Origin of the sequence: Pandoraea pneumonica (assembly GCF_902459645.1) — a bacterium.
Classification (GTDB): Bacteria; Pseudomonadota; Gammaproteobacteria; order Burkholderiales; family Burkholderiaceae; genus Pandoraea; species Pandoraea pneumonica.
This window is the reverse complement of sequence record NZ_CABPSK010000004.1, coordinates 731,294-752,809: the sequence shown is the minus strand read 5'-3', so window position 1 is coordinate 752,809 and position 21,516 is coordinate 731,294. Positions and strand designations below refer to the sequence as shown.

The window sequence follows — 21,516 nt, the reverse complement described above, 5'->3', positions numbered from 1 at the left end:
CCCGTGTGAAAGTAGGTAATCGTCAGGCTCCCCTAAAGACCCCTTGCTACCAAAGTAGCAAGGGGTTTTTGCTTTGCGCGTACAGAACAATCAAACCTCGCTTCCGGTAATTATTTGGAAGATGCGAGAGCTGACACATTCGGTGTCTATCGTGTCGGTTGTTTTATAGACCGATATGAGCAGTGCTCAGGCGTAGTTGCCTACGCAAGACTGCTCGAAAGACCCGATGATCCAACTCTCAGACTCCGGGATGAAGCTCCCGCCCGTTATCGTCATTTCGTTGACCGATAGCCATGCGCGTCGGGCTCACATTACCGAGCAACTTAAACGCGCCGACATCCCATTTCGATTTTTCGGCGCCGAACGTCCTCGCGAGTATCCGGCTTCGTATGACGCACAAACGCGTCTTCGGACCTATGGCAACCATCTGACGCTCGGTGAAGTTGGCTGTTACGACAGCCATTACCGCATATGGCAAGATCTCGCGCGCTCGAATGAGGATATCTGGTGTGTGTTGGAAGACGATGTCCGGCTCTCTCCCGGCTTTGCGGTACGTCTGAGCCATGCCGTCAACACGCCAACGCCTTGGGGTGTCATGCGGTTGAACGAGGGCGGTGATGCCGGCCGCTGGCCCGTGGGGCGACTCCCCGACGGTGCCATCTTGCACGATCATCGCAAACAGCCGGGTGGGACACAGGCCTATCTGATTCGGCGAGATGCGGCCCTCACGCTCCTAGCTTATGGCAAGCGTATGGTGCACCCGGTCGACGATATGTTGAACAGGAACTGGGAGCACGGCATTCGGATGATCTCCACTTCGCCCGCCGTCATTTCCCACTGCGAGGCGATCGTCGACACCACCATTACCGGCCGGCAGAAAGCGCAACGCTCGCTCCCCGAAAAGCTGCGTCGCGAATATCACATGGGAAGAGACAGTCTGAATCGCCACATGGACGGTTGGCGCCGACGGTTGTTCGACGCTTATCGATGGGATTGAGGGACATCGAGCAAAACAAAAGCGCGCTGCCTCAGAGAGGACAGCGCGCTTTTCGTTGGGGACGAACAAGGGGCTAGCGGCCCCCGCACCTCACGCCGCAGCCTCTCCCTCCGGAAACACCGGTTCACCGAGATTCAGCATCAGGCGGTTGGCCCACGCGAAAATGGCGATCGAGTGAATCAGGTCGAGGATCTCAGCATCGGTCAGTCCAACATCGCGCAATGCCTGCAACTGCGCCGGACGCACATCGCCAGGCGTTTCCGTCAGCGCGATCGAGAACTGCGCGATCGCCTTCTCGCGCTCGGTGGTACCCGCAGTGCGCGGCTCGTCGAACACTTCACGGATCACGTCATTGCGTTTCGCCAATTGCTCGAAGCGCTGCGCATGTACCGACGCGCAATACACGCACCCGTTGATGCGCGACACCACCGTCGTCGACAACTCACGCTCGGCGCGCGGCATGCCGCCCGGGGCGTACATGATCGCGTTGAACGCTGCCGAGCGCTGGCGCAGCACTTCCGGTTGATGCACCAGAAAGAGGTAATAATCCGACGTCTTCGCCTTCGGGTGACTTTCCTCGAGCACCGCAATTTGTTCTGGCGTGGCCTGATCGAGCGATACCACGTCGAGCCACGCGTCCCAGTCGAGCGACTCGTTGGTAAAACCATGCGAACGGATGATCTCGCTCATGCTGTCGTCTCCCGGGGAGCCAGTTGTTTGAGGGCTTGCAGGCCTGCGACCAGACGCGTCTGATACGACAGGAACGCAATGAGTTGCGCGAGCGCCACCACGGCGGGCGTAGTCAGCCCCGCTGCCGGCAACTGGTGCAACGCGGCTTTGTCGCCAGCCACCGGGTTTTCGATCAGCGTGCGCGTGAAAATCAACATCGCGCGCAAACGCCCGTCCGCCAAATCTTCCGGCTTACCGGTCTCGGCCGCAGCGAGTTGCGCGGCATCCACCGAATGCTTGCCCAGTTCTGCGCGATAGTGCGCGGCGAGTGACGGCGAGGGCGTCAGACGGCTCGCATACAGCGCGACCAGCAGACGCTCCACCAGCGAAATGCCTTCCAGCGCGGGGTCGAACAACCCCTCGTAGCTGCCCTGCGTTGCCACGGCGACTTTGTCGCGCGCATGCCGCAGCGTGTGCGTTGCCGACCCGGCTTCGAGCCCGGCCACGCGGTCGACGAGATCGTTAGCGATGTCGTATTGAGTGTTGGCGGTCATGATTGTCCTTGTGATTGGGCGCGCTCGGCCACCGCTTGTGCGAGGAAGGCCTGAACGCCGCTCCACGAGCGTTCGTCGGCGAATGCATTGGCATCCGGCTCACCACCGCCGGTGCTGATCTTGCCCGAGACGGGATGCGCGTAGACGAGTTGGGTCGTCGGCACATACGGAAACACGATGGCGTGTCCGGCGCGTGCGAAGTCGAGATGCTCGACCGAATACGGATGGTCATGCGCGGCCAGCCGTTCGGTCACCATGCGCGAATAACGGCTCGACGGCCACGAACCGTCGTCTTCGGCAGACAACAGCATTACCGGCCCGCGAATCTTCTCGACGGGAATCGCAGCGCGTGCCACGGCGTCCGCATCATCGAGTGCCGTGAGCATCGCTTTGGTGTGACGATGCGGCGGTGGCCCTTCGTCGAACGGCGCCCACGACGCCGTGCGATTGTTTTCCCAGATATGCGGCAGCGGCTTGCCATCCAGCAACCACGTCGGGCCTTCGCGACCCAATGCCGGATCGCACGCGTTTTGCGCACTGTGAATCAACGCGCTCGGCACGTAGCCGATGACAGCCGACACCGCCTCCGGGAACGTCGCACCGAGCAGCAGGACAAGTTCACCGCCGCGCGACTGGCCCGACAACGCCACGAAGTCATGCGCAGGCTTCACCGTGCGGCGCAGCCATGCCATGCCCTTGGCGAAGTATTCCAGCGGCGTGTTGGAGATGTAATCCGACAAGCCCGGCGTCTTGAAATAGCCCAGCGCGAAGGCGGCGTAGCCGTGCGAGGCATACAGCGCCGCGCGTGGTTCGTTAATACCGCCGCCCGAGCCGTTGAGGATCATGACCGCGGGAAACGGACCCTCGCCCGGCGGCAGGTAAAGCGTGCCGGCGAGCCCGTCTTCACGCACTTCGCGACGGGTGACGCCTTCGGCGGCCAGACGCTGCGTGAAAGAGACGGAAGCGGAGACGGAAGCAGACACCGAAGCAGACACCGAAGCCGAGGCTGTGCCGACATCGGCGGCGATTGCGCTCGATGCCGAAACTCGGTGCGCAGGGTCGGTTGCATCGGCCACCGCCTCCGCCTGCGCCACAACCGTAGTCACCAATGGTGCGGTCACCGGCACCGGGAACACGTCGCGGCTTTTACCGTCTTCAGGCACTTGCGACCAGATGAGGCCCATGGCCGACACGCCTTGATAGCTACCGGCGACGGGCGCATCGCGCGCCACGTCGACGCAGCCCTCGGCATCGGCCACGAACGTGGCTTCCGCGTGCCAGACCACGCCGCCCGCACGCGCCGTGTGTGCGCTCAGCGTGACCCGCGCCCCGGGCGCCGCGCCGCGCACCACTAGGTGGCGCGGCACGTCGATCAGGGCATCGGCCGGGGTGGCCGTGAGAATGAGCGATGACGTCATAAGGCAATAAGTCTCGTGGCGTCCGCTTACTTTGCGGCCTTGGTCACTTGCATCGCCACCGTACGATCGCTCGTGAACGGCGTGACCTTCAGACCCTTACGCGCGGCCCAGATGTTCTGGTAGTGATACAGCGGAATCACGCCGACGTCGTCCGACACCACCTTCACCGACTGGCGCAGAATCGCTTCGCGCTTGGCTTCGTCGAATTCGGCGGTCGAGGCGTCGAGCGCCTTGTCCACAGCCGGGTTGCTGTAATGACCCCAGTTCGATGCGCCCAGACCCTTCTTGGCATCCACGGTCGCCAGCACGTTCACGAGCGCGTAGCTCGCTTCACCCGTGCCGTTACCCCAAGCGAGCATCGTCATGGCGTAGTCGTTCTTGTTCGCACGGCCCGAGTACACGGCCCAAGGCACCACTTCCACCTGCGTCTTCACACCGATGCGCGTCCAGAACTGCGCCACGGCTTGCGCCGTTTCCGGACCTTGCGGATAGCGATCGTTCGGCACGTGCATCGTGAGCTTGAAGCCTTGCGGGAAGCCTGCGTCGGCGAGCAGTTTCTTCGCTTGTGCGGCGTCGAACGGAATGTTCTTCACGTCAGGGTTGTAGCCGAACGTATCTTTCGGCATCCACTGATTGGCCTCGCTGGCCGTGCCTTGCATGATGCGCGACACAATCGCATCGCGGTTGATGGCGAGCGACAGCGCACGGCGCACGCGCACGTCGAGCAGCGGGTTCTTGGCGAGCGGCTTGCCGTTGTTGTCGGTGATGAAATCGTTCGGACCGTCGCGGAACGTCGGTTGCAACAGCATCACGCGCAGACCCGGGTACGGATACACGGTCACGTTCGGCGACTTCTTCAGGCGCGGAATGTCCGATGCCGAGACCTTGTCGATCACGTCGACGTCGCCAGCGAGCAACGCCGCGGTACGTGCCGCACCGTTATTGATATAGCGATAGTCGACCTTCTCCCACTCCGACTTACCGGCCCAGTAGCTGTCGTTGCGCACCATCTCCACGCGGTCGCCCGGCGTGTACGACACGTACTTGAACGGCCCCGTGCCGACCATGGCGCGCCCGGCGTTGTAGTCGTCGGTGTTCGACTTCTCGCCGACGTGCTTGCTCACGATATGCACCGACGCGAGGTTCAGCGGCAGGTCCGGATTCGGAATCTTGGTCTTCACGACGAGCGTGAGCGGATCAGGCGCGCTCATCGTCTCGATGGTGCGCAGATAGCCCGCGAACGTGGCCACGCTACCCGGCACGTTACGTGCGCGCGTGTACGAATAGATCACGTCGGCGGCCGTGAACGGCTGACCGTCGTGCCACTTCACGTTCGGGCGCAGCTTGAATTCCCACGTCTTGGCGTCGAGCGCCTTCCACGACACGGCGAGGCCCGGTTGCAGCTTGTTCCATTTGTTCTCGACGAGCAGATCCCAGAAGTGCAGATCGACCGAGCGGTCGCCCGCATGGTTGTTCAATTGCGGATCGAGCGAGGAAAGCGGATCGGCAAACGCGATACGCAGGGTCGAGCTTTGGGCGTTTTGTGCGGAGGCCGCAGCGCTCGTGACGAGCAACGCAGCGGCTAACGAGGACAACAAGAAGCGTTTCATTATCGGCAATCCTGGTCGTTGATGAATGAAAGAAGGTCTGACGTGACGCCAACCGGAGTCAGCTCACGCCGTGAAATAACTCAAGCGTCGTTCAGGTGACATGCGCTCACGTGATTGATCGCCACGCCGCGCAGCGTTGGCACTTCCGTGCGGCAACGCGGCATCGCATGCGGACAGCGCGGATGGAAGTGACAGCCGCTCGGCGGCGCAATCGGGCTCGGAATTTCGCCGCGAATGGCGGAGAACGTCTTATGACGCACGTCGATGCGCGGAATTTCGGCGAGCAGCGCCTGCGTGTACGGATGGTTCGGGCGGCGGAACACTTCTTCGACCGGCGCGCTCTCGACCACACGGCCGAGATACATGATGACCACGCGATCCGACAAGTGCTCGACCACGCCAAGATCGTGGCTGATGAACACGTACGTGAGCTTGAGCTGCTCGCGCAGATCCATGAACAGATTGAGAATCTGCGCCTGAATCGACACGTCGAGCGCAGCCACCGCCTCGTCGCACACGAGCAGATCGGGTTGCACGGCCAACGCGCGCGCGATACCGATACGCTGACGCTGCCCGCCACTGAACTGGTGCGGATAGCGATGACGCAGCGCCGGGTCGAGCCCTGCGCGTTGCAACTGCGCGCTCACGTAGTCGTCGAACCCGGCGCGATCGGTCAGCCCGTGCACCAGTGCGCCTTCACCGACGATGCGATCGATGCGCAGACGCGGGTTCAGACTCGCGTACGGGTCCTGAAAGATCATCTGAATCTTCAGCCGCGCGTCGCGTTTCTCTTCGTCGCTCAGCGCATTGGCGGGGCGGCCATGAATCTGGACTTCGCCCGACGACGGTTTGAGCAGGCCTGCGAGCATGCGCCCGAGCGTGGACTTGCCACAGCCCGACTCGCCCACGAGACCGACGACTTCGCCCGGCTTGACGACCAGATCGACGTTATCGACCGCGCGCACGACAGCGGGCGGATGCGAGAGGCCCACGCGTTCGAGCAGACGCCCGGCAGCGCCCACGTGCCGCTCACCAAAGCGCTTGCTCACGCCACGCAGCGCCACGATCGGGGCGGGCAACGTCGCCGGTGCCGCAGCCGCACGTGTGCCGCCAGCGCCGTGATGAGCCTGCGGGCTGTTGGGTTGTGCGGTGGTCATACCATCTCCTTTTGCAGCGCCGCGCCCGGATGGAAGCAGCGCACCAGACGGCCCGGCGACGTCTGCGTCATTTCAGGACGCACATTGCACGCCGCCGTCGCATACGCGCAGCGCGATGAAAACGCGCAACCGGCAGGCATCGTGAGCAGATTCGGCGCCATGCCAGGAATCTGACGCAGACGCTGCCCGCGCTTATTCAAACTAGGCAGGCTGCCGATCAGCCCGGCGGTATAGGGGTGTTGTGGTGCGTCGAGCACTGCATCGACGGCACCTTGTTCGACGATGCGGCCCGCGTACATCACGGCCACGGTGTCGGCCAAACCGGCCACCACCGACAAGTCGTGCGTAATCCAGATCAGCGCCGTGCCGTGTTGGCGCGCGAGCTTCTGCACTTCCGAGAGAATCTGCGCCTGAATGGTGACGTCGAGTGCCGTGGTCGGCTCGTCGGCAATGATCAGATCGGGCCGATGCAGCATGGCGATCGCAATGGCCACGCGCTGACGCATACCGCCCGAGAGTTGATGCGGATAGGCGCGCAGACGCTCGTCGGGGCTGGGAATGCCCATCATGCCGAGCGTGTCGCGGGCGAGTTCGCGTGCCTGCGCTTTCGACACGTTCTGATGCGCCCGCACGGCTTCGATCATTTGCACATCGATGCGTAGCACCGGGTTGAGCGTCATCATCGGGTCCTGAAAGATCATCGCGATGCGATTGCCTTGCAGGTGGCGCAACTCGGCCGGTTTCAGACGCGTGAGGTCACGCCCCTGAAACAGCACTTCGCCGCCGACGATGCGGCCCGGTTCATCGACCAGCCCCATGATGGAAAAGCCGGTGACCGACTTGCCCGAGCCAGACTCGCCCACGAGCCCCATGATGTGACCCGCCGGCAGCGAGAACGACACGTCGTCAACTGCGGGCAGCGTGCCAGCACGCGTGAAGAACTGCGTACGCAGGTTGCGAACTTCCAGCGTGAGTGGCGTGGCGGGAGTAGAAGACGGCGCGCCGCTCATTTCTGCAACCTCGGATTGAACACATCGCGCAGGCGATCGCCTACGAGATTGATGGCGACGACCGTGACGAGCAGGGCGAGGCCGGGATACACGCTGATCCAGTATTCACCGGAGAGCATGGTCTGATAGCCGTTGGCGATGAGCAGGCCGAGCGACGGCTCGGTGATCGGCACGCCAAGACCGAGAAACGACAACGTAGCTTCGAGCGTGATGGCACGCGCGACTTGCAGCGAGCCCACGACGATGAGCGGCGGCAGGCAGTTCGGCAGAATGTGGCCGAGCACGATGCGCCAGTTCGGAATCGCTTGGCAGCGCGCCGCTTCCACATACTCGCGTCGCGATTCGACGAGCGCCTGACCTCGCGCGGTGCGTGCGAAGTAAGCCCACTCCAGCACCACGAGCGTGAGCACCACGTTGCCGATGCCTTTGCCCACGTAAGCCAAGATCATCAGCGCGACGAGAATCGACGGGAACGACAGCAGCAAGTCGACCAGACGCATGATGAGCGCATCGACACGACCGCCCGAGTAGGCGGCGACCAGCCCGAGAATCGTGCCGAGAATGCCCGCGATGAGCGCAGAGCCCACGCCGACGCCCAGACTGATACGCAGACCGTAGATGATGCCCGAGAGCAAATCGCGGCCCTGACCGTCGGTGCCGAGCCAGTACGTGAACGTGGCAGCGCCGTTGGCGGTGCCCGGCGGCAGACGCGCGTCCATGACGTCGAGTTGCATCAGGTCGTACGGATTTTGCGGCGTGATCCAAGGGGCTGCGAGGGCAGCGACGATGAGCACGATAAACACGACCAGGCCAAGCACTGCACTCTTCGAGCGAAGGAACTCGTGCAAGCCTTGCTGCCAAGGCGATTCGCGGCGCACCGGCACCGGCTCGGCAACCACTGGCGCGGGCGGTGCGCCGTTAGGGGAAAGATTGAGCGACATCAGGCAGCGGCCTCCACGCGCACACGCGGATCGAGCCACTTATAGAGCACGTCCACGATCAGATTGAGCGACACGAACAGGCACACCACAACGATGAGATACGCCACGATCACCGGACGATCCAGTGAGTTGATGCTGTCGAGAATGAGCTTGCCTGCCCCGGGCCACGAGAACACGGTCTCGGTGACCACCGCGAACGCAATGGTCGAGCCGAACTCGATGCCGAGCACGGTCACCAGCGGGATCAACGTGTTGCGCAACACGTGCACAACGACGATGCGCAGCGGCGAGAGCCCCTTGGCACGCGCGAACTTCACGAAGTCTTGCGGCAACACTTCGGCCACACCGGCTCGCGTAAGACGCAACACGAGCGAGATCTTGAAGAGCGCCAAATTGAGCGCGGGCAGAATCAGGTGACGCAAGCCGTCCACCGTCAGGAACGACCACTCGACGCCGAACACACTGACCGTCGCGCCGCGCCCGCTGGCGGGCAACAAGCCAAGATGCACGGAGAAGAACATGATCAGCATCAGGCCGACCCAGAACGTGGGCAGCGAGAAGCCGACGATGCTGCCCGTCATGAGTACCTTCGAGATCGGGTTGCGCGGATAGAGCCCCGCGAACAAGCCGAGCGGAATGCCGATGAACACCGCCAGAATCAGCGCGGAGACCGCCAGTTCGAGCGTGGCCGGCAGGCGTTGCAGAATCAACTGAATCGCGGGCACGTTATAGACGAAGCTGTTGCCCAGTTCACCATGCAAGGCACCGCCGAGAAACGACAGGTACTGACGCCACAACGGCTGGTCGAGGCCGAGCTGCGCGATGATGCGCGCGCGGTCGACCTGATCGACGTCCTGACCGATCAGGATATCGACGGGGTTACCGATGGCATGCAGGCCGATGAACACGATGAGTGTCATCAGCCACACGACGAACACCGCTTGGAGCACGCGGCGCAGAATCCAGGCACTCATGCGATGCGCTCCTCGCGAGCCGCGCTGTCGCCGTTACGGTTGTTGTCACTATTCAGTGCAGGCGGCGGCGGTGCCGGTGTCCATTCGTCGCCGTAGACTTCCGGCTCGGCGTACGCCTCCATATTGGCGTAGTGATGTTCGACGTCTTCGCGATAGAACGTGCCTGCCAGCCCTTGCGCGAGACGCTTCGCCCCTTCGCTCACGGCGGGGATATCGCCCGAGAGCGCGCCGTGCGTCAGCGTGGCGGGCGCGCAGAAGCAATGAATGCGATCCAGACCCGGGCACGAGCCGGGCGTCTTTTCGAGAAATTCAAACGTCGGTCCGAGATCGGGCGAGTCGGACAGTTCGACATCTTCGTCGCCCGCTGCGGGCGAGTAACGATCGCTCCACTTGCGAACGTACTGCGCGAACGGTGCGAACTCCGGACGGCTCGCAATATCGATGCGAAAGCCCGTGGCGAACACGAGGAAGTCGAGCACGAACGTGCCTTTGGCCGTGCGCACGTGCAATTCGTCGCCGACCGGCGTGACGTCGAGAATCGGTGCTCCCAGATTGAAGCGGGCATTGGCGTGACGCGACACACGCAGCGTGCTGCCACGCGGCGGCGGCACTTGCTGTGCGTTCACGTAGTGGCGAATGCGCCATTTCCATTCGTCGGGCAAGTTGACGTGCCCGTGGGTCAGCCCCGGGTTGCCTGCGCCCTTGCCCTTGTTGATACGCGGAATGTCGGCGCGGCGAATGAGCAGATCGACGCTGGCGGCCCCCGCTTCAAGTGCAGTGGCGGCGCTGTCCATCGCCGATGCCCCGGCACCGATCACGCCCACGCGCTTGCCGCGCAACGTCGCGTAATCCATCTCGTCGGACGAGTGCGCCCAGAAGCGTCGCGGGAGTTCACGCGCGAAGGCGGGCACCGTGGCACCGCCCAGACCGTCGCGCCCCGTGGCCAACACCACGTGGCGGGCATAGACCGTGGTGTCGCCTGCGGGCGACGTGACGGACAGCGCGACCAGCCCGTCGGCACGCGGCGTGATGGCGGTGATGCGATGGTCGTTACGCACGTCGATCGCGAGCACGTCGCGATACCAGCGCAGGTAGTCCATCCATTGCAGACGCGGAATCTTGTCGAGCGCTTCCCATGCGTCGAGACCGAACTGGGCTTCGAACCACGCGCGGAAGGTCAGCGCGGGCAGGCCGAGGGCGGGGCCGGTCAGTTGCTTGGGGGAGCGCAGCGTTTCCATGCGTGCGGTGGTGGCCCACGGGCCTTCGAAGCCGCGCGGCGACTGATCGAAGATCACGGCCCCCACACCCAGATGGGTGAGCGAGGTGGCCGCGGCCAGACCGGCCATGCCGCCGCCGATGATGGCGACGTCGAGCACGGGTTGACCATCTTGCGTGCGCGCGGGCACCCAGCGCTTGGCGGGGAGTTCGAGCCAGGCGAGGTCCTGACGCAGGCGCGTTTCGAGCGCGGGCAGGCCGATGGCGGATGTCGGGGACTGAGTCATGACGACAGGGATTCCTTGGGGGCGGGCAGATCGCCGTACAGCGACTGCAAAACTTGGGCGTGTTCGGTGGCGGCACGCTGCGCGAAATCGGGCAGCAGCGTGCGGGCGGCGTCGGCCAGCGCGTCGACAAACGCGAGCGCGGCCGGTGACGGTGCGCGGGCGTCGCGCGTGATGACGCCGAAGAAGAACGGGATGTCGGCGTCGATCGGGCGCACGGCCACATCGGCCAGCGGCAATCCGTAGGCGGTGACGGGCTCGAGCACGGCAACGCCAAGACCGGCGCGCACCGCCGTCATCGCGTTGATCGACGCATTGGTTTCAATCAGGCCAACCGGCGCGACGCCCGCCTGACTGAACGCCTGATCGAGGCGGCGGCGCAGCCGGTAAGGGTTCTGCATGGTGATGATGCGGCGGCCCACGCATTCGGCCAGCGGCAAGCGGTCGTAGGCGGCCAGTGGATCGTCGCTGCGCACGGCGGCGACGCAGGCCGACTCGCCGATCCAGTGCACGACGATGCCGCGATGTTCGAGCGGCAGACTGGTCACCCCGATGTCGGCCGCGCCGGTGAGCACGGCATGCACGACTTGCTCGGGCGAGGTGCTGCGCATCTGAATCTGAATGCTGTCGCGGGCGAGCCCCGGCAAGGCGAGAGCGGCTGGCACGAGACCGGCGGCCAGTGCCGAGGTGGCGGCGATATGCAGCGGACGGGTCTGGCCACGGGCAATTTCGTCGGCGCGGGCGCGGATCTGCTGCAACCCGGCGAGCACGTGCTCAACGTCTTCGAAGAGCAGAAAACCTTGTTCTGTCGGCGTGACGCGCGGCCCACTGCGGGTGAACAGCGCGTAGCCGATTTCGGCTTCGAGCTCCTGAATCATCCGGGTGATCGCGGGCTGCGAGCGTCCGAGCAGGCGCCCGGCCGCAGTAATACTGCCGGTCGACATGACCGCCGCGAAGGCTTCGAGTTGGCGTAATTCCATCGTGCTCGGTGGGGTGGAACGGCAAATGGCGGGGCGCTACCGGGCAAAGTCCAGTGCACGCCGTCCGGTCATCGACGTTGCCGAGGCCGCAGAAGTGGCAATTCTTGTTGTATTCGAATCGCGTATTCTTCGGCCACAAGCATGCGTCTTGCAAATACTTAATATTTATATGCTCATGCCGTACGGTGCAAAGGAGGGTTTTGCCTAGGTGACGGCGGCGTGGAAATAAAAGGATGGGGCGGTGTGCGCCGCTGTGAGGGGCTGCTGCGAGGCGCTTCTGAGCCGAGCGTGAGCAACGGGGACGCCCGGCCAGTGGGTGACCGGGGTGTTGTGACGAGGCGGTGAGGGGGCTGCGAGGGGTTGGGGCGAAGGGGATTTATTCGCGGTTTATTTTGTGTCGAACGGCAAACGATATTGCGCCGGGTCTTCCGGGCGAGGCGAGCGACGACGCAACAACGCCACACGCGGCGGCTTCGGTGCGGTTTCCTGCGGCGGCTCGACATGACTCAGCCGGAACGCCGGGCGCGTGAGGTGAACGATCACTAACGGAGCCGTTGTGCGTCGGGATACCGGCGAGGCGGTATCGCCAGCGCTGGCCTCGGTTTGTGTCGACGGCGCATCGGTGCCGACGGCTTGGGACGAGGCCGCCAAGCGTCGTCCGAGCAACCGGTAAATATCGGGATCGAAGCCCGTGACCGGCGGCATGCCATTGAGCAGGTCGTCGAGTGCCTCACGCGAACGTGCGCTGCCGAGGTACTGCCAACGGTCGATCAGGTGATATTCGACTTCGGGGGCTGGGGCCTCGTCGCTTGCCGCCGCCCGCGTGGTGCTATTGGTGCTATGGGCTGGCGCGGCATGCTCTTCAATCGCAATCGGCCCGTCGTAAGGCCACGTCTGCAATTGCAATGTGGCCAACGCTTCACGCAGGCGCGCGGTGTGCGGGGCGAGCGGCGCTTCGCCAATGCACACGCCGTCGCAGCGCTTGACCTGATAGCCGAAGCACGGGCGTCCCGCCTCGCGTTTCTCCAACCCGAGTTGCGCACAGCAAAGCCGATGTTCGTCGGCGAGCGTGCGCAGTGCCATCTCCGCCCGGTTTCGCGACGAGAACGTGCCGTAGAGCGCGCCCGCGCTGGCGAAGTCGACCGTACGGGCGTTCACCAACTGCGGCGTATCGCTTTGCGCGTCGATTTGCCAGCTATAGAGGCTTGCGGCGCGGCGCAGCATCCGGTTATGAATCGGCTGCAACTGCTTCACGAGTTGCGATTCGAGCAACAAGGCACCGAGTTCGCCTGCCGTGCGCCGCGCTTCCACGCGCCGAATTTCCTGCGAGATCCGCAGGTCTTTGGCGACCTGATGATCGCTGGAGAAGTGCGAGCGCACCCGCGCACGAATATCGACGCTCTTGCCGACGTAGAGCAGCGTGTCGCCTTCGCCGTAAAACAGATAGACGCCGGGCGCGGCAGGCAGCGCGTCGATCGCCTCGTCCGGCAACTGCGGCGGCTGGCTAGCGCGCTTGGTGACCCGCTGCACGGCTTGCTCGATCAACTCGGGCTGGTAGATGGCGTGGATTTTTTGCCAGAACTGCCAGAGCAAATCGGCGTCGGCCAGCGCGCGGTGACGGCCAAGCGGTTCGAGACCGAAGCGGGCGATCAGCGCGTCGAGCCCGTGACGGGCCGCCGCCGGGAATAAGAGCCGCGAGAGTCTGACCGTGCACAGCACATCCGCCTGAAACGAAATGCCTGCTCGGCGGAATTCATTCTTCAGAAAGCCATAGTCGAAGCGGGCGTTATGCGCCACGAACAACTTGCCTTGCAGGCGCTCCGCGAGTCCCTGCGCCAAGGTCTCGAACGACGGCTGTCCCCGCACCATCTCATTGGTGATGCCGGTCAGTTGCTGAATAAAGGGGGGAATCGATTCGGCTGGGTCGAGCAACGTGCTCCATTGTTCGATGCCGTGCGGCCCGACTTCGACCACGCCGATTTCCGTGATGCGATCGGCCAGCGCATTGCCGCCAGTGGTCTCCAGATCCACGAAGACCATAGGGGCGGGCAGCGAGCGGGCGAGGGCGTCCGGATCGATGGGCGTTGCGTCTGCCACGCTTTCGTCGTGATCGTCTTGATTCAGGCCGAGCATGCCGATCCACCGGCGTGGGGAGAAGCCGCGCGCGGCGACGCGTTGCTGGATTGGTTGGCGTAGCCCGTCACGTCGTCCGCAGCGGTGTCGTCGCCGGTCTCATCAGCGGTGAACACGGACACGATGGCGCGGAACACGGCCGGTGCCGTGGCGTCGGGCCAGTTCAGATCGACGCTCGCATCGAGCGAGGGCAATTCGCCTTCGCGTCGCAAGACTTCGTCGCCCGGCAAACGCAGCACGTGGGCGAGTACCCACGCTTCGTGCCGTGCATGCAGGCCGATATCCGCCTCGGCTTCGTCGGCGATGGCCACGAGCGTGCGCCAGTCGAGCCGCGCGCTGGCGCCCGATTCCTGTTGGGCGTGCTGCGCGTAGCGTGCGGCGATCTCGCGCACGATGCCCGCAAGATCCCGCTCGGCGGCGCTCAGCGCCAATTGATCCCAGTCGATTGTTTCCATGAAAAGGTTCCTCGATTGGGTGACATAATACTGTATAAAAGCACAGTGCGCGAGTGACGTGAACGCGACATCGACCGCATGCACGGGCGCTCGTGTAATACTCTGCGCCAACCCTTTCCACACCCTCATTTGCGCAGGAGTTTGGCCACGATGTTGACCCTGTACACCTTCGGTCCGGCGTTCGGACTGCCCGATGCCAGCCCGTTCGTCATCAAAGCCCATATGCTGCTCAAGCTCGCCGGGCTGGCCTATCAAACGGACCGTGGCGGTTTTCGGCGTGCCCCCAAGGGCAAGTTGCCGTTCATCGACGACGACGGGCAGATCGTGCCGGACTCCACGCTGATTCGCCTGCATATCGAGCGTAAGTACGGGTTCGACTTCGACGCCGGTCTCACGCCGGAACAGCGCGGCGCGGCGTGGATGTTCGAGAAGGCGCTGGAAGATCACTTCTATTGGCACGTGGTGCAGGCGCGCTGGTGCGACGACGAGAATTTCGCCAAAGGGCCGGCGTCGTTCTTCAAGTCGATTCCGTGGCCGGTGCGCCCGGCGGCGCAAGCGTTTATCCGCCGCAAGGTCCGCGGCACCCTGCAAGGTCAGGGCACGGCGCGCTATTCGCCGCAAGAGCAACAGCAGTTGCTCGCCCGCGGCGCGCAGGCGGCTGCCCAGTTGCTTGGCGACAAACCGTACTTTTTCGGAAACTCGCCAAGCGGCGCGGATGCCACCGCATTTGCCTTCATGGCGAGCGCTCTGGCGCCGCAGTTCAAGCACCCGCTGCGCGATGAAATCGAGCAGCACCCGAACCTCATCGACTATGTGGCGCGCATGCAGCGGGAGTTTTTCCCGGAGGCGGCCGCCTGACGTTGGCCGCGCGAAGTCCGGTTGTTTGAGCGCAGCGTGCTTGGGGGCAGCTCGCTTTCAGCCAGCGTTCACCCAGCCTCGGACGCCGTCTCGTCGCTCGACAGCACATCCGAGAGCACGAGATTGCGTCCGGAAATCTTCGCGGCATATAGGGCCCGGTCGGCACGCATGCACAACGCCTCGAGACTCTCGTGCTCGTGCCATGTGGCCACCCCGCCGCTTAGCGTGTAGTGGCAGACGCCGAACGGCCCCGCCACGAGATGCCGACTGGCCTGCGCGCGTAGGCGCTCGGCAATGCGAATCGCGCCGGGTGTATCGGTGCCAGGCAGTAACACCGCAAACTCTTCACCACCGAGCCGTCCGAAGATATCGCCCTCGCGCAATCCGTCGCGTACCAGCCTGACGAATTCGCGCAGCACTGTGTCGCCACCCGCGTGGCCGTGCGTGTCGTTGATCTGCTTGAAGTGATCGAGATCGATGACCACGATCGAGAGCGGCCAACTGCGCGAGAGCGCTCGCGCCATCTCCTGCCGGGCGAGCAGGTCGAAATGCTTACGCGAGAGCGCCCCGGTCAGATAGTCGCGATTGGCGGCCTCCTCGGCGGTGGCGAGCATCGCGTCGTGAATCATCATGACCGAGCCCATGGTCATCGCGGGCATGACCACCGCCCCGATGATGAGCATCACGGCGTTGAAGGTCGACGGGCCCATCAGGTCGGGGCCGGGGGCCGGCGCCCAGCCGAACACCGAACCGCGCACCATATGGCCGATGGCGAACGCCGTCGCGAGACCGGCCGTCAGCCAATAGTTATAGGGATGCCGTTTGGGCGGGATGTGCCGCATGATCAGCACCGCCGTCGCCAGCAGCACCACCGCGTGATATGCCGACACGATCACCACCCGCACCTGCGTGTTCTCGCTGCCGTAATACCAAAACAACATCGCCCCGGTCAGCGCGCCGAGTGACGCGCCCAGTACCGGCCAGTGCGGCGACCGGCCGAGAAAGCGGGCGCACCCGGCGTAATACAGCAGCAGACCGCTGCCCAGCATCACATTGGCAACCGGAATCGAGAGGAAATCGGGGACATGGCCGCGCAGCGCAAACAAGGGCAGCGAGACGAGGACGGCGACGTTAGCCCAGCACCATTCGCGTACCCCGGCGACGCGCGAGCGTGCCAGCGAGCCGATTATCAGCAACATCATGAAGCTGAGCAGGGCAGTGATCGCGAGCAAAGACGTCGTCAACATGGCGAAGGCCGGCGGGGGGAAGGCGGGCGTGTGTAGTGCATTGTAATGTACGCCGCTGTGCGCGTTACACGCCAGTAGAATGGCCGGGTTATGGTTTACCGTCTATCTCAAGGAGTTTTCGTTATGTCGATGTCCCGTCTTCACCGCTTCCTGTTCGTTGCCCTTGCCGTGGCCGCCGGTCTGAACGCGGTACAAGCGCAGGCACAGGAACCGATGGCACGGCGTTCGGCCCAGCCGCCGCTGTTTGCGACACCGGCCAGCGGCGTGAGCCCGGCAACGGACATCAACCGCGATGTGAAGCCCGCGCTCGAAGCGGCCAATCTGTGGCTCGGTCTGGTGGATATCAATCGCGCCGAACAAAGCTGGGAGCAAGCGGCCGCCGTCTTCCAACGCTCGCTGCCTGCCGACGCGTGGGCGCAGAGTCTGAGTGCTGCGCGCGCCCCATTGGGCAAGGTGCAATCGCGCAAGGTCAAAGATGCCGTGTTCACGCGCACCATTGCCGGGCAGCCCGAGGGCGAGTACGTCGTGATTCAGTACAACACGGCGTTCCAAAACAAGGCCGACGGGCAAGAACTGGTCACGATGGTGTACGGCGTAGACGGCCGGTGGCGCGTCGCCGGGTATTTGGTGCGCTGATCGGAAATGCTGGGAAACACTGGGAAGCGCGCTGGCCGTTTGGCGTATGCGGGGTAGCGCAACCCCTTGGCCGATGTCGGCGACAGCCTCCAAGCGAGGCTAAATGGCTTGTATGGGGAATGTATGCAGGCGGGCGCTGACTTAGCGCGGCAGGGCCGGTTCGACGATGTCCATGGTCGTCACGACGTGATGACGCGCGATCTCGGCCGCACGGGCTTCGTCGTGGGTGCGCAGCGCGTCGAGTAGCTCGCGATGCTGCACGTTGGTCGCACGCAGTTGCTCGTCGGAGAACATGACCGGCACGCGCAGCGCCCAGTAATAGAACTGAATCCGCTCGTGAAACTGCGCCAGCACGACGTTATCGGCCGCTTTGACGATCAGATCGTGAAATTCGCTGTTCAGACGGTTGAGCGCGAGACGCGGCAGATGCGAGCTAGGCTCCATCTGGTCGATGAGCGCGGCGAGCGCGTCGCAGGCGTCCGGTGTGATTTTGCGGGCGGCCAGACGGGCGGTTTCGGCTTCGATGGCGGCGCGGCTCTCGAAGATCGCGTGCACCTGAAGGTGATCGACGCCTTGCACTTCCCAGCCGCGATTGCGGGCGATAAAACCTTCGCCTTGCAAGATCAGCAGGGCTTCGCGCACAGGCGTGCGGCCAACGCCGAGCAACTGAATGAGATCGTCTTCAATGAGGCGCTGCCCAGGCTTGAGTTCCGAGGCGAGAATCATGCCGCGGATTTTGGTCCGCACTTCACCAGTAATCAGGTTGCTGGGCGCTTTCATCTGATGCTTATCTTCCCTTGAACGGCGCGCACGCCGGTGCTTCGGCGAGGTTTCGAGCGAGTCGCGGCGTCCCGAACACGGCTGTGTCCGGCGCGCACCCTCATGCCGCAGCGGATTTTACAGAGTTTCTTTCTGACCCTTCAAAACCGTTCCCAAAGCGTCAAAGTTGTGCCAGCCATGCGCACAGCACATGAATGCGGTCTGGTTTTGCACAATTCTTTCGGTTTCCGAAGCGAGGGCTCGCTTATACGCGCGTTTGAAGCGAGAGAAAAATACCACAAGCCCTCACGCAGCGGGGTTCGCGCTCACTAACTTGTTGCGTGAGTGCCCACATCGCTGGCGTTGCGGGTACCGAAACATGCGCCCTCGAATCGCGCCGACGCGTTGATAAATATGTGAAGTATTGCGTCGGTATCACCTGTCGGTATAACCCTGCACAGTCGAGGGTTATACCGATCGCGTTGTGATTTTTGTCCCTGATTTCTGCACCGCGGGTGAAAACGTCGTGAGGCCTGAGACGTTGTCAGGCATATGGCCCCGTTTATTTCAATTATTTCTAAATATGAAATAAACGATTGTGATTGATCGTATTTATCATCAATGTGCGCACTAATACACTGTGATTGTCGACGATGAGTTACGCATCGCCCCCTTCAATAGACAGGAGAAACACCATGAAGCGCACCCTTATTACCTCTGCCCTGATTTCTGCCGTGTTGGCTGTGTCGGCCGGTTCGGCTTTCGCCAGCGACGCCTTCGACGGCCCGTCGGAATTCTCGTGGGTTCCGCAAACCAGCGTGCTGACCCGCGCGCAAGTTCGCGCCGAACTGATCCAAGCGCAGAAGGACGGTCTGGTCGTGCAACACGACACCGTGTACCCGAAGGCAGTGCCCAGCGCACAACCGGCCGCTGCTGCGGCACCGGTCACGCCGGGTTCGGTCGGCGGTCTGCAACGTGCCGGTACGACGTACTTCGGTAACTAAGCCGATGGTTTAGGGGCGGATCGCCCCTGAGCGCCAAAGCCCGCCGCACTCACGGCGGGTTTTTTACGTGGCACTCGTCACCTGTGAGGGCGTGGCACAATCGGCGGCATTCGCTTTGTGCCACTTCGCGTGCCAACGCACGCCCCCGCTCATGACCCCCTCGCAGCAAACTTCCCCACGGTTTTTATCTCTTGTGCATCGTCGTCTGCGCCGTTGGTGGCAACACGGCATGCAGGCGCGACGCGTTGGCGTTGCCGCGTGCCTCGCCGCATGTGCCGTGCTGGCGGCGCTCCCGGCCTCGGCAGCACGCGCCGCCGATAGCGCCGACAGCAATGCGGGCCCGGCGTATGGGCCGGAGCTTCAGGGCTTCGACTATCCATATCCGGTGGGCCGTTTCGATTTCACGTCGCAACGCTTGCCGCTGCACATGGCGTATTTGGACGTGAAGCCAGCGCAGGCGAATGGGCGCACCGTCGTGCTGCTGCACGGCAAGAATTTTTGCGCGGCGACGTGGCGCGAGACCATCGATGTGCTCACGGGCGCCGGCTATCGCGTGATCGCGCCGGACCAGATCGGTTTCTGCAAATCGAGCAAACCCGCGCAGTATCAGTACAGCTTCCAGCAACTGGCGAACAACACGCATGCGCTGCTCGCGTCGTTAGGCATCACGCGTGCGACCATCGTCGGCCATTCGACGGGCGGCATGCTCGCCGCACGCTACGCGCTGATGTACCCCGACGAGACGCAGCAACTGGTGCTCGTCAACCCGATCGGTCTGGAAGATTGGAAGGCGTTGGGCGTGCCGTCGAAGACGGTCGACGAATGGTTCGAGCGCGATCTGCGCACCAGCGCGCCGAGCATTCGCCGGTATGAACAGGCGACGTACTACGCGGGGCAATGGAACGAGCGCTACGAGCCGTGGGTGCAGATGCTCGCCGGGATGTATCGCGGCCCGGGCAAGCGCATCGTCGCGTGGAATTCTGCGCTGCTCTACGACATGATCTACACGCAGCCGGTGGTGTACGAGTTCGGCCAGATTCGCGTGCCGACGTTGCTGTTGATCGGCGACAAGGACACCACCGCGATCGGCAAAGATTTTTCTCCGCCTGAAGTTCAAGCGCGCATCGGGCACTACCCCGCGCTCGCGAAGGCCACGCATGCGGCCATTCCCGGCTCGACGCTGGTGGAGTTTCCCGACTTGGGCCACGCTCCGCAAATGCAAGATCCGGTGGCGTTCCACAAGGCGTTGCTCGACGGACTGGCGGCGCTGCGCTGAGTGGCGTCGCGCTGGGTCGCGTTGAGTCGAGTGAAATTTACGCCAGATGTTTGTAATAGAACGTGGTGGCGCAGAACTCACCGTCGGGCATGAGCGCGAACTTCGGCACGTCGCCCGCGCGTTGCCAGCCGCTGCGCTGATATAGGCGCTCGGCGTCGCCGCCGGTGACGGTATCGAGCACCAGCACATGACGACCCTCAGTGCGCGCGACGTCGTCGATGGCCGTCATGAGCTTCTGCGCGACACCTTGTCGGCGCGCGTCGCGATGCACGAGCATCTTCGCGACGTCGGCGCGGTGCGGCTGATTTTCCGGGAGATCGAGAATCAGTTGCACGGTGCCGACGATCCGGCCACTGCGGTCATTGGCGCCCAGCATGTCACCGTCTTCCTCACGCGCGACCAGCAGCACTCGTTCGCCGCGCGCCACACCGTCGGCCACCTTGCGCCAGAACGCCGTCGCGCGTTCGCGCGTGAGTGGCAGCATAAAGCTGACCGACGCGCCGCCTTCCACGCAATCGATGAGCACGTCGGCAAGGGCGTCGACGGCGGCGAGCGCCTGCGCCCCGTCCAGACGCTGCAAGGTGATGGGTGGCGTCATGTAGCCCTCCGGGCAGCAACGAACGGTAGCGTGACAAGCCCGACCAGATAGTGCGCGGTGGCCGAGGTCGGGTTGTAATAGCCGATCGGTTGATCGAGCCGCATGGCGAGGCAATCGCCGGTATCGAGCCGCCACGTCGTCCGCGTGGTCCGCGTGGTATCACCCAGCGTAATTTCGATGGTGCCGTCGATCACCCAGATCTGCTGCCAGACTTCGTTATCGCGGGTGCCGGTGTCGTACGCGACACGCTCGCCCGCCGGGAACATCACCTCCACGTATTGCAGCGGCGAGGGCTCGGTGGGCGAGAGATTGCGCCGCACGTAGCCCGACGCTGGGTCGGTCCACACGGGCTGATCGGCGCGGCGCGCCACGGGCGAGGGCGGCGCGTTCTCGCCGCTGCGCTCGTCGAAGAGCGAGGCGAGCGTCACGTCGAGCGCCGTTGCCAGCTTGTCGAGCACGTTAGCGGTTGGGCTAGTCTGCGCGCGCTCGATGAGCGAAATGCTCGAACGGCTCACGCCGCTGCGCTCGGCCAGCGTGTCGAGAGAGTAGCCGCGCTCGCTTCGTAAATCGCGAACCCGGCGGGCGATACGTTCGTTGATATCCATGCTGTCCAGTTTACTGGAAATTAATTTCTAGTAAACTGGATACCAATATTCGACATCGCATCCGGTCGTAGACTCGACATCGACGTCACCGCTATCACTCGCTTTCATCTGCTTTCACCCGCTTGGACCGCCCATC

The 21,516-nt window shown here is 63.6% G+C and carries 21 protein-coding genes; 5 read left to right on the top strand and 16 right to left on the bottom strand.

Annotated features, from left to right (window positions below; genetic code table 11):
• The first annotated feature begins 226 nt into the window (after nucleotides 1–226).
• Nucleotides 227–997: a glycosyltransferase family 25 protein gene (locus PPN31114_RS22520; RefSeq protein WP_150681710.1), complete on the top strand. Its 771-nt coding sequence runs from the start codon at nucleotides 227–229 to the stop codon at nucleotides 995–997.
• Between the two features lie 90 nt (nucleotides 998–1,087).
• Here the strand turns inward: PPN31114_RS22520 and PPN31114_RS22515 are convergent, their stop codons facing one another.
• From PPN31114_RS22515 to PPN31114_RS22460, 12 genes are all read right to left on the bottom strand, one after another.
• Nucleotides 1,088–1,687: a peroxidase-related enzyme gene (locus tag PPN31114_RS22515; RefSeq protein WP_150681709.1), complete on the bottom strand. Its 600-nt coding sequence runs from the start codon at nucleotides 1,685–1,687 to the stop codon at nucleotides 1,088–1,090.
• The gene (locus PPN31114_RS22510; protein ID WP_150681708.1) at nucleotides 1,684–2,220 is read right to left on the bottom strand and encodes a CMD domain-containing protein; all 537 of its coding nucleotides are present in this window, start codon (nucleotides 2,218–2,220) and stop codon (nucleotides 1,684–1,686) included. Before PPN31114_RS22510 ends, PPN31114_RS22515 begins: the two co-directional genes overlap by 4 nt.
• A complete protein-coding gene (locus tag PPN31114_RS22505) occupies nucleotides 2,217–3,638 on the bottom strand; it encodes an acyl-CoA thioesterase/bile acid-CoA:amino acid N-acyltransferase family protein (protein WP_150681707.1) in 1,422 nt (473 codons plus the stop codon). Before PPN31114_RS22505 ends, PPN31114_RS22510 begins: the two co-directional genes overlap by 4 nt.
• A gap of 26 nt (nucleotides 3,639–3,664) precedes the next feature.
• Nucleotides 3,665–5,248, bottom strand: a complete 1,584-nt coding sequence (locus PPN31114_RS22500; RefSeq protein ID WP_150681706.1) for an ABC transporter substrate-binding protein — start codon at nucleotides 5,246–5,248, stop codon at nucleotides 3,665–3,667.
• A gap of 80 nt (nucleotides 5,249–5,328) precedes the next feature.
• Nucleotides 5,329–6,327: an ABC transporter ATP-binding protein gene (locus tag PPN31114_RS22495; protein WP_150681773.1), complete on the bottom strand. Its 999-nt coding sequence runs from the start codon at nucleotides 6,325–6,327 to the stop codon at nucleotides 5,329–5,331.
• 74 nt (nucleotides 6,328–6,401) lie between these two features.
• Nucleotides 6,402–7,415: an ABC transporter ATP-binding protein gene (locus PPN31114_RS22490; RefSeq protein WP_150681705.1), complete on the bottom strand. Its 1,014-nt coding sequence runs from the start codon at nucleotides 7,413–7,415 to the stop codon at nucleotides 6,402–6,404.
• Nucleotides 7,412–8,356: an ABC transporter permease gene (locus PPN31114_RS22485; protein ID WP_150681704.1), complete on the bottom strand. Its 945-nt coding sequence runs from the start codon at nucleotides 8,354–8,356 to the stop codon at nucleotides 7,412–7,414. The genes PPN31114_RS22490 and PPN31114_RS22485 overlap by 4 nt, the downstream gene beginning before the upstream one ends.
• On the bottom strand, nucleotides 8,356–9,330 hold the full coding sequence (locus PPN31114_RS22480) for an ABC transporter permease (protein WP_150681703.1): 975 nt from the start codon (nucleotides 9,328–9,330) through the stop codon (nucleotides 8,356–8,358). Before PPN31114_RS22480 ends, PPN31114_RS22485 begins: the two co-directional genes overlap by 1 nt.
• Nucleotides 9,327–10,832 (bottom strand): flavin-containing monooxygenase, encoded by a 1,506-nt coding sequence (locus PPN31114_RS22475; protein ID WP_150681702.1) that lies wholly within the window; start codon nucleotides 10,830–10,832, stop codon nucleotides 9,327–9,329. The genes PPN31114_RS22480 and PPN31114_RS22475 overlap by 4 nt, the downstream gene beginning before the upstream one ends.
• On the bottom strand, nucleotides 10,829–11,809 hold the full coding sequence (locus PPN31114_RS22470) for a LysR family transcriptional regulator (RefSeq protein WP_150681701.1): 981 nt from the start codon (nucleotides 11,807–11,809) through the stop codon (nucleotides 10,829–10,831). Before PPN31114_RS22470 ends, PPN31114_RS22475 begins: the two co-directional genes overlap by 4 nt.
• Before the next feature lie 387 nt (nucleotides 11,810–12,196).
• Nucleotides 12,197–13,942 carry an exonuclease domain-containing protein gene (locus PPN31114_RS22465; RefSeq protein ID WP_150681700.1) on the bottom strand — a complete coding sequence of 582 codons (1,746 nt, stop codon included), beginning with the start codon at nucleotides 13,940–13,942 and terminating at the stop codon, nucleotides 12,197–12,199.
• Nucleotides 13,930–14,397, bottom strand: coding sequence for a DUF2471 family protein (locus PPN31114_RS22460; protein WP_174988353.1), 468 nt, complete (start codon nucleotides 14,395–14,397; stop codon nucleotides 13,930–13,932). Before PPN31114_RS22460 ends, PPN31114_RS22465 begins: the two co-directional genes overlap by 13 nt.
• 150 nt (nucleotides 14,398–14,547) lie before the next feature.
• Between PPN31114_RS22460 and PPN31114_RS22455 the strand changes: the two genes are divergently transcribed.
• Nucleotides 14,548–15,255 (top strand): glutathione S-transferase C-terminal domain-containing protein, encoded by a 708-nt coding sequence (locus PPN31114_RS22455; RefSeq protein WP_150681698.1) that lies wholly within the window; start codon nucleotides 14,548–14,550, stop codon nucleotides 15,253–15,255.
• Nucleotides 15,256–15,323: 68 nt separating this feature from the next.
• Here PPN31114_RS22455 and PPN31114_RS22450 read toward each other — a convergent pair whose 3' ends face one another.
• Nucleotides 15,324–16,502, bottom strand: coding sequence for a GGDEF domain-containing protein (locus PPN31114_RS22450; RefSeq protein WP_150681697.1), 1,179 nt, complete (start codon nucleotides 16,500–16,502; stop codon nucleotides 15,324–15,326).
• A 129-nt stretch (nucleotides 16,503–16,631) separates the two neighbouring features.
• Here PPN31114_RS22450 and PPN31114_RS22445 point away from each other — a divergent pair, with 129 nt between their 5' ends.
• Nucleotides 16,632–17,138, top strand: coding sequence for a DUF4019 domain-containing protein (locus PPN31114_RS22445; RefSeq protein ID WP_174988350.1), 507 nt, complete (start codon nucleotides 16,632–16,634; stop codon nucleotides 17,136–17,138).
• Nucleotides 17,139–17,279: 141 nt separating this feature from the next.
• On the opposite strand, the gene PPN31114_RS22440 is transcribed toward PPN31114_RS22445, so the two are convergent.
• The gene (locus tag PPN31114_RS22440; protein ID WP_150681695.1) at nucleotides 17,280–17,918 is read right to left on the bottom strand and encodes a GntR family transcriptional regulator; all 639 of its coding nucleotides are present in this window, start codon (nucleotides 17,916–17,918) and stop codon (nucleotides 17,280–17,282) included.
• A 674-nt stretch (nucleotides 17,919–18,592) separates the two neighbouring features.
• Between PPN31114_RS22440 and PPN31114_RS22435 the strand changes: the two genes are divergently transcribed.
• Nucleotides 18,593–18,901 (top strand): DUF4148 domain-containing protein, encoded by a 309-nt coding sequence (locus PPN31114_RS22435; protein WP_150681694.1) that lies wholly within the window; start codon nucleotides 18,593–18,595, stop codon nucleotides 18,899–18,901.
• A 229-nt stretch (nucleotides 18,902–19,130) separates the two neighbouring features.
• The gene (locus PPN31114_RS22430) at nucleotides 19,131–20,177 is read left to right on the top strand and encodes an alpha/beta fold hydrolase (RefSeq protein WP_150681693.1); all 1,047 of its coding nucleotides are present in this window, start codon (nucleotides 19,131–19,133) and stop codon (nucleotides 20,175–20,177) included.
• 37 nt (nucleotides 20,178–20,214) lie between these two features.
• Here the strand turns inward: PPN31114_RS22430 and PPN31114_RS22425 are convergent, their stop codons facing one another.
• Both PPN31114_RS22425 and PPN31114_RS22420 read right to left on the bottom strand, forming a co-directional pair.
• Complete coding sequence (locus tag PPN31114_RS22425) at nucleotides 20,215–20,775, bottom strand: GNAT family N-acetyltransferase (protein WP_150681692.1); 561 nt, start codon at nucleotides 20,773–20,775, stop codon at nucleotides 20,215–20,217.
• Complete coding sequence (locus PPN31114_RS22420) at nucleotides 20,772–21,380, bottom strand: helix-turn-helix domain-containing protein (protein ID WP_150681691.1); 609 nt, start codon at nucleotides 21,378–21,380, stop codon at nucleotides 20,772–20,774. The genes PPN31114_RS22425 and PPN31114_RS22420 overlap by 4 nt, the downstream gene beginning before the upstream one ends.
• Nucleotides 21,381–21,516 lie beyond the last annotated feature (136 nt).